The 15,036-nt window shown below is 43.4% G+C and carries 16 protein-coding genes; all 16 read right to left on the bottom strand.

The window, feature by feature from the left end; translation table 11 throughout:
- Nucleotides 1-29: 29 nt before the first annotated feature.
- A complete protein-coding gene (locus CES81_RS13495) occupies nucleotides 30-203 on the bottom strand; it encodes a CD1375 family protein (protein WP_089120779.1) in 174 nt (57 codons plus the stop codon).
- Between the two features lie 17 nt (nucleotides 204-220).
- Complete coding sequence (locus CES81_RS13740; protein WP_263849966.1) at nucleotides 221-334, bottom strand: CD1375 family protein; 114 nt, start codon at nucleotides 332-334, stop codon at nucleotides 221-223.
- Nucleotides 334-774 (bottom strand): hypothetical protein, encoded by a 441-nt coding sequence (locus CES81_RS03865; RefSeq protein ID WP_089120778.1) that lies wholly within the window; start codon nucleotides 772-774, stop codon nucleotides 334-336. Before CES81_RS03865 ends, CES81_RS13740 begins: the two co-directional genes overlap by 1 nt.
- Before the next feature lie 49 nt (nucleotides 775-823).
- On the bottom strand, nucleotides 824-1,132 hold the full coding sequence (locus tag CES81_RS03860) for a hypothetical protein (RefSeq protein WP_089120777.1): 309 nt from the start codon (nucleotides 1,130-1,132) through the stop codon (nucleotides 824-826).
- 12 nt (nucleotides 1,133-1,144) lie between these two features.
- Nucleotides 1,145-2,776, bottom strand: coding sequence for a pyocin knob domain-containing protein (locus tag CES81_RS03855; protein WP_089120776.1), 1,632 nt, complete (start codon nucleotides 2,774-2,776; stop codon nucleotides 1,145-1,147).
- Nucleotides 2,769-3,389, bottom strand: a complete 621-nt coding sequence (locus tag CES81_RS03850; protein ID WP_089120775.1) for a hypothetical protein — start codon at nucleotides 3,387-3,389, stop codon at nucleotides 2,769-2,771. The genes CES81_RS03855 and CES81_RS03850 overlap by 8 nt, the downstream gene beginning before the upstream one ends.
- Nucleotides 3,379-4,611: a baseplate J/gp47 family protein gene (locus tag CES81_RS03845; protein ID WP_180949720.1), complete on the bottom strand. Its 1,233-nt coding sequence runs from the start codon at nucleotides 4,609-4,611 to the stop codon at nucleotides 3,379-3,381. Before CES81_RS03845 ends, CES81_RS03850 begins: the two co-directional genes overlap by 11 nt.
- Nucleotides 4,595-4,966, bottom strand: a complete 372-nt coding sequence (locus tag CES81_RS03840; RefSeq protein WP_089120773.1) for a contractile injection system sheath initiator — start codon at nucleotides 4,964-4,966, stop codon at nucleotides 4,595-4,597. Before CES81_RS03840 ends, CES81_RS03845 begins: the two co-directional genes overlap by 17 nt.
- Complete coding sequence (locus CES81_RS03835; RefSeq protein ID WP_089120772.1) at nucleotides 4,959-5,336, bottom strand: hypothetical protein; 378 nt, start codon at nucleotides 5,334-5,336, stop codon at nucleotides 4,959-4,961. Before CES81_RS03835 ends, CES81_RS03840 begins: the two co-directional genes overlap by 8 nt.
- Nucleotides 5,329-6,273, bottom strand: a complete 945-nt coding sequence (locus CES81_RS03830; RefSeq protein ID WP_089120771.1) for a hypothetical protein — start codon at nucleotides 6,271-6,273, stop codon at nucleotides 5,329-5,331. The genes CES81_RS03835 and CES81_RS03830 overlap by 8 nt, the downstream gene beginning before the upstream one ends.
- Nucleotides 6,263-6,610, bottom strand: coding sequence for a phage baseplate plug family protein (locus tag CES81_RS03825; RefSeq protein WP_089120770.1), 348 nt, complete (start codon nucleotides 6,608-6,610; stop codon nucleotides 6,263-6,265). The genes CES81_RS03830 and CES81_RS03825 overlap by 11 nt, the downstream gene beginning before the upstream one ends.
- A gap of 12 nt (nucleotides 6,611-6,622) precedes the next feature.
- Nucleotides 6,623-7,837 (bottom strand): LysM peptidoglycan-binding domain-containing protein, encoded by a 1,215-nt coding sequence (locus CES81_RS03820; RefSeq protein ID WP_089120769.1) that lies wholly within the window; start codon nucleotides 7,835-7,837, stop codon nucleotides 6,623-6,625.
- 29 nt (nucleotides 7,838-7,866) lie between these two features.
- Nucleotides 7,867-13,638, bottom strand: a complete 5,772-nt coding sequence (locus tag CES81_RS03815; protein ID WP_089120768.1) for a phage tail tape measure protein — start codon at nucleotides 13,636-13,638, stop codon at nucleotides 7,867-7,869.
- Entirely contained in the window at nucleotides 13,616-13,765 is a 150-nt protein-coding gene (locus CES81_RS13490) for a hypothetical protein (protein ID WP_180949719.1), read from the bottom strand. Before CES81_RS13490 ends, CES81_RS03815 begins: the two co-directional genes overlap by 23 nt.
- A gap of 136 nt (nucleotides 13,766-13,901) precedes the next feature.
- Nucleotides 13,902-14,495: a hypothetical protein gene (locus CES81_RS03805; protein WP_089120766.1), complete on the bottom strand. Its 594-nt coding sequence runs from the start codon at nucleotides 14,493-14,495 to the stop codon at nucleotides 13,902-13,904.
- Nucleotides 14,496-14,540: 45 nt separating this feature from the next.
- Nucleotides 14,541-15,023, bottom strand: coding sequence for a hypothetical protein (locus CES81_RS03800; RefSeq protein WP_089120765.1), 483 nt, complete (start codon nucleotides 15,021-15,023; stop codon nucleotides 14,541-14,543).
- Nucleotides 15,024-15,036 lie beyond the last annotated feature (13 nt).

Raw genomic sequence — 15,036 nt, 5'->3', positions numbered from 1 at the left:
AATTAATAGTCCAAGCAGAAAGGCACCGATTAAGCAGCCGGCGTAGAAGATGGCTCTGCAAATTCGGCGCTGTCGTCGTTTTTTAGGATACCGGCAACATCATCACGTAAAACTTCAGGGACTTCGTCAAGTGTCCGACCACCGTCAAGTACGTTAGCAGCATACAGCATGGTTAAAGCAGAAAACTTTTTATTTAATGTCATAATAATTTACCTCTTTCTTATTTTTGATCTAGGATTGTTTGAACTTCAGGACGAATAACAGCTGGAATATCATCAATCTTGCGGTTACCATCTTTGACTGAGTTAGCGTATAAAGTTGCTAATGCATTCATTATTTACCACCTCCTGTTGCAGGCGCCGTAGGATTATTGGCTTCACTGGTTGAACCGTCAGCAGGAACTGTTGATAAAACTTGATCAGACAACTCCAGAATGGCTTCATTGGTCATATCGCTATCCTGCTTGTACTGGTTTTGAAACTTTGTAATGGTTGCATTAGCTGCACTTAGTGACTTGTTTAATTTATCGATTGTGTCCAATGAGTCAGAAAGCTGTTGGTTGACATCTTCGATGGTAATAGCGTATGCACCACCGCGAATCACTGTGCTATCGTCATTGATTTGATAATGCATGAAATTCTGTTTGAAATCATTGTCGTTAGCAGTTGCAATCGTGACTTGAATCCATTGGTTTGGATCGTCAGTATCCGTCAACTTAGTTGCTAACTTAGCGCCGAATTTATTGGCGTCTCGCTGTACGTAAAATTGGCTCATTTGAGTTGTTCCTCCTTTAAAAATGTGCAAAATAAAAAGCCTCAAGAGGCTAATTTGACATCCACTCAGTATTCGTTATGTCAGGGTTGCTGGGTGAAAGGTATGGAAATTCATCATTATTGGAATAAAATGGCCCTTCCCAGCTACCGAGATTAGGACTAATTTCTCGAACCTGATAATTGAATCCTTTGCCATCACCACTTATAAACTGGTACTCTCTTGTCAAATTGTAGCCAGTTGGCCCAGTCGATGGCGGATTATATTCATAAAACATTTTGTCACCCAAGTATTTGCGGAGAACTTGCTTGTCGCCGATAAAAATTTTATCCGGCTCTTTGCCATTGATTAGCATTGTCATAACAACGGCCCCCTAACCTGTAATGTCGTATTCTGTGTTGCCATCTTTAGACCCCATCGCGTCATATTGGGCTTGGGTGCCAGTCCAATAGCGCCGGTTTCCCCGGTTAGTTAGTTCGGTGAGCATATCTGTATGGGATTGATTGATACCATCTTGCTTCGCTTGTAGAACATCATCACCAGTTGCCATTTGAATCCAAGGGCCCCACAATCCTGGGTTACCAGTAAATGACCGGTAAACAAATCGCCCACTTAAACCGTATAAAATTTGGCGAATCATGCTGGAACCAGCGGACAAGACAATCAGTTTTCCCCAAGTCGCCCCATTTCCTAGTAAATTATTCGGAAATCCCGCTACATTGGTAGGGTCAAAGTTATTGAGGGCAAAAATGCCATCAGTTTTCATGTTATCCAAGCTTTTAGAATCAACATTACCAGAATTAATCGGCATTCGCGTTGCAACTGTAGCATTTATGTTATCCACGGTAGCTATCTGATGCCAACCGGGATTAGCATTTAAATTTCCATCAGGGCCAGTAGCATTAGTAGCCACCCAAGTTTGACCCATTAAGTTAGTTAGGGTTAAAACTGTGTTCGACCATATTCCCCCGTTGTAATCAGTTGAATCACATCTCAGGATAAAGGCTTGGTTGGTGGGACAATTTTTCATGGTAGCCGCCGAAGCGTTGGTCATAACAACATAAGTAATTGAACTTACATCACTTTTATCCAAAATCGTGAACAAATCCGTACCATCAGCTAATCCATGATAGTTAGCGTCAGCTTTTGTTTGATAGGTTGAACTGGCGTGGGCACTTGTTTCATACTTTTTGTCAGCGTCAGCGGTTGCCATCTTGCTCGGCAATCCGGTTGTCGTGCTGTTGACAGCATTCTTGAGTGCTGTCAGGTCAGCTGAGTTGGCATAGTCGCCCTTTGGCTGTGTGCCAGACAGATCCACATCTCCGTCAAAAAGAGCTTTCTTTCCGGCACTGTTGACCGCACCATTTTTAAACGTCTGCGTTTCAGTGAAAGTATTAGCTTTATCGATGCGAGCAAGCGTAGGAACTTGTTGATCCATATTTTCTGTAGTCAAAATATCTGCAGGGATGTTGTCCGCGATTAATTTTGGCAGATCATCGGTCTTTGTATAATCTTTAAACTGTTGTTCTAATTCAGTCTGCGAAACGACACCTGCATCAGAAAACTGGGCGGTTACTTGTGATGTATTACCAACTGCCACTTTAATCAAATGCGTGCTGACATCGTGTTCTGGTGAGGGTGTCATTGGCTGTGAAGTTTGTAAACACTCTACAGCATACAAAATCTCTTTTTGGTTGGCATCAGTGGCAAATAAGCCTACAGTTGCTAACTGATAGGCATTAGTTAATTCCTGTTGGTCAAAGTCTATTTGTACAGTTTCAGTAACCTCTCCATCGTTATAATTGCCCATATATTTTCCATTTTGCTCAATAGAATCAATTTCCGTCATGGCTCTAATACTAGCTAAATCATCGTCCCAATGATTTGCACTGGAGCCAACTGCTCTAAAGGCAGTGATCTGATTGGATTTAGTCGCCAACTGGTCCACTAGTTGAGCACCAGCATCTGTTATAACTGTAAATTTAATTGGCTTATCATCAGCCATCAGCTTCAACTCCTTCCGAGGTGATTAATGTTGGATATGTTTTTCGCCAAATCTGAGTAGCCGCACCGACATATAGTTGTGCTGTTGTAGAAGTTGAAAATTGTACTTCGATGATTCGCACTTCCGGGGTAACTGCCACTTGGAGTGACGCTACAAGTAAATCGCGTTTACGCTCTTCATTGTATTTATCCGGGATATTGACGATCTTTAATGCTTTAGGTTCCCCATCCAACTCGTTGCGATCAACTACCAGATGAAATTCACTTGGGCTCGCCTGCAGTGCATACGAAATTAGTCGAATCAAATCGTCTTCCGTAGTACCAATACGATGTCGCATCCGTGCTAAACGAATCTGCATTCGTAAATAATCGTCATCGCTATCAATTCGGTGGACTCCCCAGTCAGCCGCATACATATCAAGCGTCCCTGAATCAGCTTTATCCAATTCATAGGCGTCCATAATTTTCATGATGACACCGGCTAATGTTTCAAATCGTTTAGCGATAATATCTAATAAAGCCTGATTAATTGAAGCATCTTCCTGATTGAAATACGCTGGCAGGCCACTACGAATCCGGTCAGAAATTTCATCAATATTAAAATCATCCAGCATTCACGGTCACCTCGATTGAGCTATCATCCGTCACCGCCAGCTCAAATTCGTTAACTTTGACATCATCAAGAGTCAACTTAGCCTTGTCGGTACCCATGGCCAACTTAATGTCAGTGATACCGTGGACATTCCAGATTTGCCCAAAGATTTGGCTAAAGAGTACGGTTTCACCCATCTGCAGTTCCGAAAAGAACTGTTCAATGTTTTTTCGGATATCAGCCAATCCATTGTCACTATCAAAATCATCCGTGGTCGTAAGCCCAATTTGGATAAAAACCGGTACCGTTTTTGCATGGTCAAATTTAATTGTCCGTGCGTCACCCGAAAGGTTGTACACGGTCTTAGCGATTGAACCTACGGTGTATTCAGTGACCCCTAGAACGTGGAAGTATTCATCTGCTATTTCCTGGTCATCACCGCCAATCACATATAAATGATCCGACTTGGCCGGATTGCCGTATTTATCAGGTTGCATGGTACGATTCGATACCAATTTAGCCTGCTTCACATCCGGTAAATTGCCAATAGCCGTCGTTATCCCGTTTTCAGAACTTGAACCGCCGGCGTGACGATCGCTGATGATTCGGTCAGCATAGCTTTTATCAACTTCCGCTTCCTGACCGCCAGTGGCTGCCCCTGGATTTGTAACTGCATAAATATCTTCGTTAGCGTCGGCGTTATATGTAATCGCCCCAGCTTTAACATTACCGTCAATACCCGATTCAACCGCCATTGCATTGACGGTCACACGGCACAGGCCAACACCATTCTCATTCTGTAATTGCACCTGGGTGCCTGGATTATCAGGATCATCAACCATTGTTATTTCACCGAAAGTAACATCGTCCGTGGTTTCAAATAGCACGCCATCATCTGTAGAAAATAAGGAATTAGCAGCAATAAAACCGCCAGTGTAGCCATCAACCTGTAGTTCGACAGATGCTGGTGCTGCTGGCTTCCTCAAAACGCCTTCTTCAATCCCGATTCGGTCAAGTGTGTCACCATGAGAACTTAAAACAAATAAAGAGTAATAGACAGCTTCTAGTGCTTTAAAAGTTAGGTCATCCCGGTCTGATATGATCCCAAGAAATTGTCCCAGTAGGTGGGCATCGTCCGTTGGAGCGTCAGGTGATATATCTTGTTTGGCAAGATCATTGATATCTTCTCGGATATCGCCAATTTCAGGACGGTCAAACTGCCCATCCTCAGTCATTAATGCCATCATCATCCACCTCCAAACCTAGTTGAATGTCGTCACCGTTGTTAACGACGATTTTTAAATTGATTGTGGCTGTTCGCTTATTAAAAGTGACGGAGTCCACAACCACTGAATCAATCTCATCAAAGTAACCTGTCAGCCATTCTTCTAGCTCACTTGAAAGTGTTGCCTCATTGTGAATATCCATAATGATCTGCAGCATATCAACACCGAAGGTTGGATTCCAAGACAACTCACCCTGATTTGTGTTCAAAAAAATGACAATCCCCTGTTGGAGATCATCATTCGTTACTTCAATATCTTTACTATTTGGATCAAGCAACACATCATGCTGATCATCGTACGCAAAATCACCCATGCTTAATCACCGCCCCAATTACGCCATCTGATAGGTCATGACGGCGGTCCGAATCGAATGTATAGCCCTTTGAATTTAAGTTGGTAATGTCATGGTCTACAAAGTTGATTAGGACTAAATCGCCAACCTTCAAGCGCTCATTCTTGGTATCACTGACTGCAATCCACTTGCACGAATCCGAAATGATGACATCACGTAAAATCAGTGATTCTTCATCAGCTGGTCGACCTGTTAGCTGACAGTCAGCTAGATTCCCAGTGATACTTAGTACCCGTGCATCTGAACTCGTGTGGGTGTCATTATCAGATGATTTAGGCACATCTTCAGCAATAACTTTCGCCAAATCAGTTAGTGCATTTCTCTTAGCCAATTTTTTCCACCTCACATTGCGTCGTCCAATCTGCGCTATCATGCTCTCCACTGAGTACTCGGACAAAGCCATCAAGTGTCCGGGAATTAAGATCGATAATTGTGCCAGCGTCTATTCGAGGGTCTAACGCTGTGGTAAATGAATAAGTGACTTTCCCGTCATCGCTTTCATCCTGAGTTGGTTCGCTGGATAACTCATTAGAAGTCAAGTAGATATGGTCCTTATAAATATCTGGCTTGTCAAAATCATCAATTACCCATCCATCACGGGTAAAGTATAGTTTGCTGCCACATTTTTTGGCGAGCGACTGTAACGCGTTAAAAGGTTTAGCACTCAGGGTATACGCCTTTTTAATCGGCTTATCTGTCTTAAGGTGCTTGATTTTAACAGTCATCTTAGCCTGCCGAATAATCCGCTTCATAATCGTACTAGGCTTTGTGCCCTTCTTAAAGGTAAGCTTAACTTTCAAACGCTTGGACGTATTCCATTTAATAACTTCCCCTTTTTTAATAGTCACGGCATGCTTTGAAGATTTTGATCCAAACGCGGTTGAGTAAATATTCTTGGTTTTCGAATAATCAACACCACCTAAACAATTAAGCTTGATAGGATAATCCAAGTTATCGTCGGGATCTTCTTCAGAACTGATAATGGTACCTTCGGTGATTTTACTGAACAGATCAGTTGGCCCTGCTGTGACCTTAACATGGTTGCCCTTTTTTAATACTGCAGCATGTTTCTCAGAAATGTTGTACAGGGTCACAGTGAAATGCTGGATACTGCCATCGGTATTAAACGGAATCTCAAACTCAATGGTCAACCCATAACCACGTGGCTTCTTAGTTGTGAAGGTATATGTGCCATCGCTGTTAATGACTTGCAGATCGGTTTCATAACCCCAGAAAGTGCCCTTATTGGTCGTTATGTTAGCCATCATCGTCACCTACATCCGTCAAATCGGTGCTAGTATCAGCAATTTCAACGGTTAAGTTTAGATTGTCGATATTCACTTCAATTTCATTGCCAGATTCATCAATAGGCATTAATTCAATCAGTGGCAAGCGGTCTTTATAATGTACCGCCTGAAATATTGGTTGTTTAAGCACTAATGGTTCGCGGGCAATTAGGCCGTCATCATCAGAAATGGAAACGGTAATCTGGTCAGAAAATTCATTGTACTGGAAACCTAACGTATATGCTTTACCGTCAAATATAATTGTGTACTCATAGGGTAACTGATTAGGATCACAGGGAATCGTGTCATATTGTGCCATTTCAAATACCTCCTATGAGTAATAAATTTTGTCACCAATGTGCAGTTGAGTTGGCTTTAACTTTGAATTCAGCTTTTCAATGGTCCTTAGTGACACTTTTTTGGCTACTGAAATAGCCCACATGGTATCACGTGAGCTTCTAACTGTTACGTATTTATGTTTTCCTTTTGAAGAACCAGTCGACTTAGTTTTTGAGCCTTTATTATTATTCTTGCTCTTACTTGAGCCAGACTTAGCCTTCTTACGTTTAAACATAATTTCGCCTTTTTTGGCGTAATTAAACGTTATTGATACTTCAACTGCGTTCTGATGAACGGTGCCTTTAACAACTTGCGATATTTGAGCATGTCCCCATCGTGAAAAGCCACGAACCGTAACCTCGTAACCGTATCGTTGCCATTTCTGAAAGGCATCAAATTTCTTATCAATATCGGCAAAGTCCTTGCCAAATAAGAAATAGGTCCCCGTTAGTTCTTTGGAATTCCGCCGGCTATAACGGCTTCGTGGATCACCGTTATCAACCGCGTGAGAGTCTACATCATTTGAGTCAGTCTCACTAGGCTCTTTTTCACCAAAGAAAAAGACGGTGCTCTTTGATTTATTCGTCAAATAAATACTTGTTTTACCAGCATTCCCCGCGTTTACCTTAGCTTCCTGAGCAGCAATTTTTTTCATAATTGAGGCGGCATTTTTCTTTTGCAGTGCTGCATAGGCAGCTGCTTTGCGCTTTTCCTGTTCTTTTTTATATAAACTGGCATAACTGGCATTACTAGTTTTAGAGCCCTTTTCTTTCTTTAGGTTCTTTTTCAGTACTTCCAGTTTATTCAGGGCCTCAGTCATTGATTTCTGAGTTTTGCTTTCAGAAGATGATTTTTTCAGCAGATTCTTGTAGGCATCTTTTTTCTGCCCCGTTAAAGTTTTGATTTCACGCTTTAAAGACTTGATCTTCGACTTATCCTTGGCAGTGCTTAATGACTTTTTGGCGGCTGCTAATTTTTTATCTACTTCGTTATAGGCCGCTTTCGCATCGTTGTAGCCATTTTTCTTACCTAATTCATCGTTCGCTTTATCAAGCTGATCTTGATACTTATCAATTTTGCTCTGTGTGGTTCTGATCTGCTTGTTAGAAGCACTAACAGCAGAGTCCCACTTCTTGATTTTGCTTGAAATAGTTGTGCTCGAAAAGTGCTTTACTGCGGATTTCAGACTCTTACTTGGTGTTGCCATATTCCATCCCTCCCACCCCGAACTTTGAATTAGCCGAGAAATTCGTATGCAGCATCATCGCCAACTTCAGCACGAACTAAGGTTACTAATTCTTGATCGTGGCTTTGTAATGCTTTCTTGATTAACTTGAGAATGTGGGCGTCGCTATCGCCGCCCTTGACTTCGACGTGAACGTCATAATGCGGTTCAATCTTGGCCGTATGACCACCGCCGGCCACAATTTTCTGTGACTTCTTGTGGTCAACAACTGTACCAGCAGTCTTGGGCTTAAAGAGCTCAAAATTACCACCTTCATTGACTTTGCTCCATTTGTTAACTGGTGGTTCGCCACCATTCTTGAAGCCTTTCAATGCGCCCTCAATCTTACGTGCACCGGCAACGTGTTGGGCATTGTACCCACCACGTTCCCACTGTGAACTGAAGGCATTTGCAAGAGAAGCGACTGAACCAGTACCCCTTAATATCCGTTTCAAAATGGCACTGTTAGCACCATCACCGTGTAACGCAAAATCAACCTGAGCCCCGGCATTCTTCCAGGACATATTGTGCTTTTGAGCATAGGAAATCAGGCTAGATTTACGAGGCCCCAGCCATTGACCTAAACCAGAAGCACCGCCGCCTGGGTTGATTGCACCAGGGTTGAGTCCTGACTCGAACTCCCAGTTACCAAGGACGGCTGCAATCCCTTTGTTAGTTGCAGAAGGATATGCTTTCTTAATGGCGTCCGCTAAGGTACGAGCCCGTGCTGCAATACTACCGGACAAGCCAAATGCACCAACATCACTTTCGGTTAAGTTCTTGCTGACCCACTTGATCTGTGGAGCCAACTGCTTCTTAACGTACTTATCAAGTGCCGAATTCTGTTTAGCCTTAGCCTTTTTAACCTTGATTGCTGAACTTTTAATGGTTCGAGGGTCAAGCCAACCAGCTGTGGACGAACCACCAATTGAGAACATTGGGTGTTTAGTAGCACCAACGTGGACGTGTGTTGCGCTAGATCCTAAGATGGCAATTGCTTGACCAGCTTTAACCTGATCACCTTTGCCAACCAAGATTTTAGCGCCTGAACCATATTTACCGTTTAGTTCTTGATAAATATAGTTCAAACCGCCACCGCCAATGACGACCGATTCACCAATACCGTTGCCACCACCCCAACCAGCAGGAGGCCCACCGATTCGTTGAACAGTCCCAGTGTTCATACTGTGAACTGTTCTAGCACCAGAATAATCAACACCATCATGTTGGCTAAAGCCACCACTGACAGCCCCACGACTACCAAATCCAGAGGAAACGGACCAACCGCCGCCGGGACTGTGCGTTACAGGACCACCAGCACTTGAACCACCAGAACTCATTGCATCACTCAGTGCATTCCAAGCAGCAGCTGACCAAGCATTACCAACACCCGCTGCACCATGTTTACCAAGGGACCTTAATCCCCCAGATAGTGGTGATTTGGCGGACTTGTTATTCACCCTATCGGTAAATTCAGTTGCGAATACTTTCTGTGGATGAGCACTGTTGTTACTGATCAACTTTCGTAACGCAGTCTTATTGACTTTGGTACCTTTGGCATAGTGCGGCATAGCGTCCATGATTTCCTTAACTTGGGCACCATTAAGAACCTCATCGTTTTTCTGCAATGGGGTGTACACGTTCTCGCCTTGTGGGAACATCAGCTTGTTATTACGAACCACCGCTTCTTGCCGTGGACCAGATTGTGCATCATTTAAAACAGCAAACTGATCTTCACGAATCGGGCCTTTGGAACCTTCAGCATAATGAATCGGAGAAATAACTGAATGACTGCCACCAAATTGTGACAGTGCGGAGTTAATCCCCTTGATACCACCATTCAAAGAACCAATGGCGCCACTCATGCCGCTATGTGCATATGGTCCTAACCGGGAAAAGATTGAATTAAAATCTTTAGTCGTCGCCTTGGCAGCTGAATTCATGCCCGAGTGAAGCTGGTTCATATTTTTCTGGGCGCCCTTTTGCATATCATCAAAATCACCAGTGGTGTTTCTCTGAATCTGCTGGGTCGTCTTCTTGGTATCTCGAGAAATTTGTTTCCAACTCTGCTTGGAATTAGATTCAAATTTTGAAATTGATTTTTTCGATTTTTTGGTCGAAGTTGAGTAACCATCAGTTACAGACTTTGAAATCTGCTTCATGGAACTCTTAGTCTGGCGAGCAGTTTTTGATAGATTATCGTTCCCACCAATTGCACCCGTTGCGACAGTCTGCTTAGGTAATTTCTTTGTAGTTCCATCGGCATATCCAGGTAGAACCTTACCAGCACCTATACCACCACTAAAGGCTTTACGGGTATCTTTGGCATTCAGAATCTGTTCACCGGGTTGCAAGCGTTCAATGGTTGGCCCATTAGTGCCAAGCATACGGAACAGCCCAGTTCGTGGGTTATAAGCAAGTTCAGTACCTTTTTCACCGACCATTGCCATTTGTGCCTTAGCAATAGTGCCACCCGCGGCAAAGCTACCGAATGGTGATGCTGATTTTGACTTATGACCCGTACCAGTTTGTTTGGCTCTAGCACCGGCCAGGGTTTTACCAGGTTGGGTATAATTCTTAACTGCCTGTGTATTTGAAACACTATGCTGAACAGAAAACAAACCAGCTTTAACATTTGAATCAATCAAAGTTGGAATACTGGTTGCAATATCACCAGCAGCTACCTTAAATGCGTTTGCTGCTTCACCAGCTTCTTTTTCAGCTTCATGAACAACTGCAGAACGCTGTTTCTGTGCCCACTTAACCGTGTCATTCCTTTGTTGCTCTGCATTAGCGACCGTTTTGTCTCGCTGATTTTTAGCTTTGGCAATAATCGTCTTTCGCTGGCTCTCACTAAGCCCTTTTGTACTTTTAGCAATCGAAACTTCTTTTTTGTAGCGGGCATTAGCACTCGATACTTCAGTACGATAGGTCTTGTTGGCATTCGAAGTGGTCTTCTTATACGCTGAATTGCTAGCAGAAATCATCTTGCCTAGACTAGCAGTAGTCAATTTAGTCGTCCGGTTTGTTAAGCTACGGCTCAATGCCTGCTGACGTTTGCCACCAGCATCTGTCAAGCTCAGAATCTGACGGTTGACCTTACTGATTGCTTTCTCACGGTTCTTACCGCCGCTTGTTTCAGCACTGACCAGGTTCTTCATGTTTGCCTTTAAATCAGCTAAACGCTTGCCATACAGTGACTTATCAGTATTGTAGGCCGACTTAGCAGAATTGGAACTTAACAATCCTTGCTTAACCAGATAGTTATAGCCTTGCTTGTCAGTCTTTAACTGTTTCTCAGCATGGTCTCTAGCTAACGCATAGAGTTTGTCATAAGTCCCCTTTACAGTTGAATAAGTTTTACCAGCAGAGCTTGCCCACGCAATATTAGCTTGAGTTTCTAACTTAGAAGCTTGATTGATGTATCTGGTATCTGATTTATTAAGGCCTGCAGTTGAATCAGCCTTATCATTTCGTTGAATACCTTCTCTAACGAGTTTGGGTTTAGGAGCTGGTGCCTTTGGCTTAGAGTATTTATCGCCTGCATTAGCCCATGGGAACATCGCGTTCCAGGCTGTACCAGCTCCTTTAGCAAACCAGCCATCAGTTCCAACACCATACTTATGGCTTGAACCAGTTTCACCATTTTTGAACGCTTTAACAAGGCTACCATCAGTGAACTCTTGGGGAATATCAGAAAGGCCCTTACCAATCTTGTGAACATCAATTGCTTTAGTAACTGCGTCGCCAATAGCTGTGCCAGCCATAGCACCAGCAGGACCACCTAAAGCAAAACCAATAGCGCCGCCAACAGCTTGACCGCCTGCATTCCAAAGCTCACTGCCACCACGCTTAGTGTCAACACCGTCTTTGAATGCATTAGCAGCTTGCAAACCAATCCCAGCACCAAGCGCAACGGTGCTGGCCTTGCCTAACAGACTAGAGTTTGCCCATTGGCCTTTAATTCCACCAACAGCACTGCCGTACCGAGCCACTCTTGAACCTACACTGCCACCAGATGTTGCAGCAGTCAGATCACCTGTTTGCGACGCCACAGATTTAGTGGCTACTGCTGGCAGTCCTTTACTCATTGATCCAGAAAGTAATAGCCAGGCAGTTCTAGCAAAACTAATGGCTTTAGCCAGTCCACCAATTGCTAGTGACAACGGCGCAATAGCAGCCGTCCCAATTATTGCGTATGAGACAAACTTCTTAGTGGCCGGTGAAGCGCCATTCAGAGCAAGTAACATCTTGTCGAGGCCTTTAATGAAGTCAGTAATGTTAGGCAACACAGTAGTTGCAAATGACACACCTAATCCGTTGACTGCCTGCTTAAAAATGTTGATTTGCGCTTGGGCAGACATCAAGTTCTTAGATGAAAGTTGGGCGATGTAGCCCCCACCTTTCATGTTCTGTGAACGTGAAACCTGATTATTTAAGCTTCGTAACTGATTAGTGTTCTTTGCTAAAATCAGTGCAGCTTCTTGACCAGTTGTACCAAAGAACTTATGGAATACGCTCATTCGGTCCGCAGCACCCATGTTCTTGGTCTTGTTATTGATGATATCCATCAAATCAGCCAAACTCTTAAGCTTACCATTGGCCTGTTTAAAGTCCGATGATTTTAAGCCCAGTTGGTCCATGACTGTTGCTTGCTGTCCTCGAGCCATGTTTGGTGAACCGAATGCGTTTATGATTTTCTTTAAACCGGTACCAGCAACAGTGTCTTCTAGTCCGTTATTGGATAGGATACCAATTGCAGATGTGGTCATTGATAATGACTGATTAGCCGAACGACCAGTTGCCGCTACGTATCTAAGTGCATCACCCATGCCTTGAAAGTCTGTCGCGGTTAAATCGGCGGCATACGCCATTTGATTAACCGCGAGCTTAGTATGCTGAGCCATGGTAGTTGCATTGTTAGATTTAAGACCGAAGCCTTCAATTGCAGAGGTCGCATTATGAACGACATCCGTGTAATCATCACCAGAAGCTAAAGCACCTTGTAAGAACGTCTTCTGAGTAGCTAAGGCTTGGTTGGTTGAATAACCACGCCGAATCAACTCTTCATACCCGGCAGACAGTTTAGTTTGAGCAACCCCGTATTTAACCGAGTAGTTCGTACCTTGTGCTTGCATCTTATTAACGTTCCGTTGGGCTTCAGCCTGCTTTTCGCCACCATAAGTGGCTAAGTTAGTGATGACCCGATATTGGTTCTGCAGTTTAACGGCATCATTGGCACCTTTGATCATGGCAGCGCCAATCACTGTTGACGTTACTGCCATGCTCTGCCCGGTACGAATGAACTTAGAACCTGTCTCACTTAAACGTTTTGAAGCATTCCCCATCTTCTGGGTAGCACTCGTCGTCTTATTGATGCTTCGGGTAGCATCATCAGTCCGTGTTGAATTGAATCGTTTAACAGCACTTTGATGAGATTCAATCGCCTTAGTTGCCGAACGTGTGTTGGTCGTATACTGCTTTTGAACATTAGATAACCCGTCTAGCTGTGACTTATTACGTTCAAAGGCTGATTGTAGGCTGGTCAACTCACCTCGTAGTTGTTTTACATTGTTCGTACTGCTGTCAAAGCGATTATTGATCGTGTTAAGGCTACGACTCATACTACTAAATTTGCTGGAAGAAAACATATTGCCAGTTAGTTCACTGATCTCACGGGTTTTCGCCTTTAAAGCGTCAAACTTCTCGTCAATCTTGGAGAATACTTCGAGGTTCGCTTTGATTTGAATACCAATATCCTCAGATTGGAGGGAGCCCGCCATTACCTTCACCTTCTTTTTCTGACCCAGCACCGAAGGCCTGTGCGACCCCGATTTGGATCATTGCCTCAGTTTCTTCATCGATATCTTTCATCACTTCCATCGCTAGAATCCATTCGTCTAATGTCATGTTGAGAGCGTCTTTAACGGAGTCAACAATGCCTAGGCGTTTAGCTTTGGATGCAAAAAAAAGACGGCCATACATCGGATCTGCCTTGATTAATCGCAGGTCGAGATCGCCGTCTTCGTTTTGATATTTAGTTGATCTAGATTTGTTCCTGCAGAAAGGAGTATGCTTCACCGATGATTGCTAGGAATCCGGTGTGCCCTAAAGCGTTCGATAAGTTATCAACGACCTTAGGAATGGCAGCAAAAATGCCACCATGTTCTTGCCAGAAGTCCCAGGTCAGTTTCTGACCCTTTTCATCACGAAAAACATCATCATTCAACGTTTGCACAACTTGACGCACATTGGCTGAACCATCCGACTTAGTGAAGTTAAAGATGATGTTGACTGCTTCACGCGCATTCGGGAAAACTGTGTCGAGTTTAACCGTTTCATCATTTTTGTCAGTGAACTCAATTGAACTCTTGTCATCGTGATTCTTTTCAACCTGTTCATTGACGGATTTGTAATCTAGGTGCGGATTAACCAGCACTTTCTCCATTGTTTTCGCGTATGCTTCACCGAAATCTTGGAACCCGTTAGGCCCCTGGGTTAAATCAGTGATATCTAGTGCATCCGGGTAACTTGGCGTGTTCAAAGTGATTTCTTTAGTCACCTTTTTCCCGTCTGTATCCTTGTAATCAACAGTTCGTTTAACTTGCTTTAAATCCAATACATCTTTTTGTTCAGCCATTTTGGCGTCCTCCCTTTAATCTGAATCTTCTAAATACTTAGTGTTTTATAAATCAACGTATTCGTCGCGTGAGTCGTCGTAACCCCAGCCAAGGAATAGGTAATCAGCGTTGTCAAAGCCATTAGACTTTTGACCATCAGGTGCTTTTTGGCAGAAAGCAAATGGTAATGAAATGGTCTTCCCACTGTTTTCGTCAACAATCTTCAGACCAACCGTTGGAATTTGGCCAGCTTGATAAGTCTTTTGACGATGAATAACTGCATCAAAGTAATCAGCTGACATCCCGTTTTCGTTGCAGGAGAAAGTTAATTGACCTTTGCTAGAGTGGTTTTGTAAAGCTAATGGATCCCCAGAGAAGTCAGAGTCAAGGTCAAAGTCGTTATCAACTTTGCTCCACTTAACGGCATCCGTAGCAGAGAAACCGAATAATTCATGAGTATTGCCGTCCACAATTAAGTAACTGTGAATGAATCGGGTATCTTTTAAGTACACCCATTTATCTGCGGCATATTGAATTTTATTAGGCATAGATAGTTTCCTC

Source organism: Secundilactobacillus pentosiphilus (assembly GCF_002217985.1).
GTDB lineage: Bacteria > Bacillota > Bacilli > Lactobacillales > Lactobacillaceae > Secundilactobacillus > Secundilactobacillus pentosiphilus.
This window is presented reverse-complemented; position numbering and strand designations above follow the sequence as displayed.

Excerpts from the sequence above, each read along its gene's own strand:
- CES81_RS03820 (WP_089120769.1), bottom strand. The coding sequence starts at position 7,837 with ATGGCAACACCAAGTAAGAGTCTGAAATCCGCAGTAAAGCACTTTTCG.
- CES81_RS03830 (WP_089120771.1), bottom strand. The coding sequence starts at position 6,273 with ATGATGGCTAACATAACGACCAATAAGGGCACTTTCTGGGGTTATGAA.
- CES81_RS03800 (WP_089120765.1), bottom strand. The coding sequence starts at position 15,023 with ATGCCTAATAAAATTCAATATGCCGCAGATAAATGGGTGTACTTAAAA.
- CES81_RS03815 (WP_089120768.1), bottom strand. The coding sequence starts at position 13,638 with ATGGCGGGCTCCCTCCAATCTGAGGATATTGGTATTCAAATCAAAGCG.
- CES81_RS03825 (WP_089120770.1), bottom strand. The coding sequence starts at position 6,610 with ATGGCACAATATGACACGATTCCCTGTGATCCTAATCAGTTACCCTAT.
- CES81_RS03845 (WP_180949720.1), bottom strand. The coding sequence starts at position 4,611 with ATGGCATTAATGACTGAGGATGGGCAGTTTGACCGTCCTGAAATTGGC.
- CES81_RS13740 (WP_263849966.1), bottom strand. The coding sequence starts at position 334 with ATGAATGCATTAGCAACTTTATACGCTAACTCAGTCAAAGATGGTAAC.
- CES81_RS03805 (WP_089120766.1), bottom strand. The coding sequence starts at position 14,495 with ATGGCTGAACAAAAAGATGTATTGGATTTAAAGCAAGTTAAACGAACT.
- CES81_RS03840 (WP_089120773.1), bottom strand. The coding sequence starts at position 4,966 with ATGGGTGATTTTGCGTACGATGATCAGCATGATGTGTTGCTTGATCCA.
- CES81_RS03860 (WP_089120777.1), bottom strand. The coding sequence starts at position 1,132 with ATGACAATGCTAATCAATGGCAAAGAGCCGGATAAAATTTTTATCGGC.
- CES81_RS03865 (WP_089120778.1), bottom strand. The coding sequence starts at position 774 with ATGAGCCAATTTTACGTACAGCGAGACGCCAATAAATTCGGCGCTAAG.
- CES81_RS13495 (WP_089120779.1), bottom strand. The coding sequence starts at position 203 with ATGACATTAAATAAAAAGTTTTCTGCTTTAACCATGCTGTATGCTGCT.
- CES81_RS03850 (WP_089120775.1), bottom strand. The coding sequence starts at position 3,389 with ATGCTGGATGATTTTAATATTGATGAAATTTCTGACCGGATTCGTAGT.
- CES81_RS13490 (WP_180949719.1), bottom strand. The coding sequence starts at position 13,765 with ATGACATTAGACGAATGGATTCTAGCGATGGAAGTGATGAAAGATATC.
- CES81_RS03855 (WP_089120776.1), bottom strand. The coding sequence starts at position 2,776 with ATGGCTGATGATAAGCCAATTAAATTTACAGTTATAACAGATGCTGGT.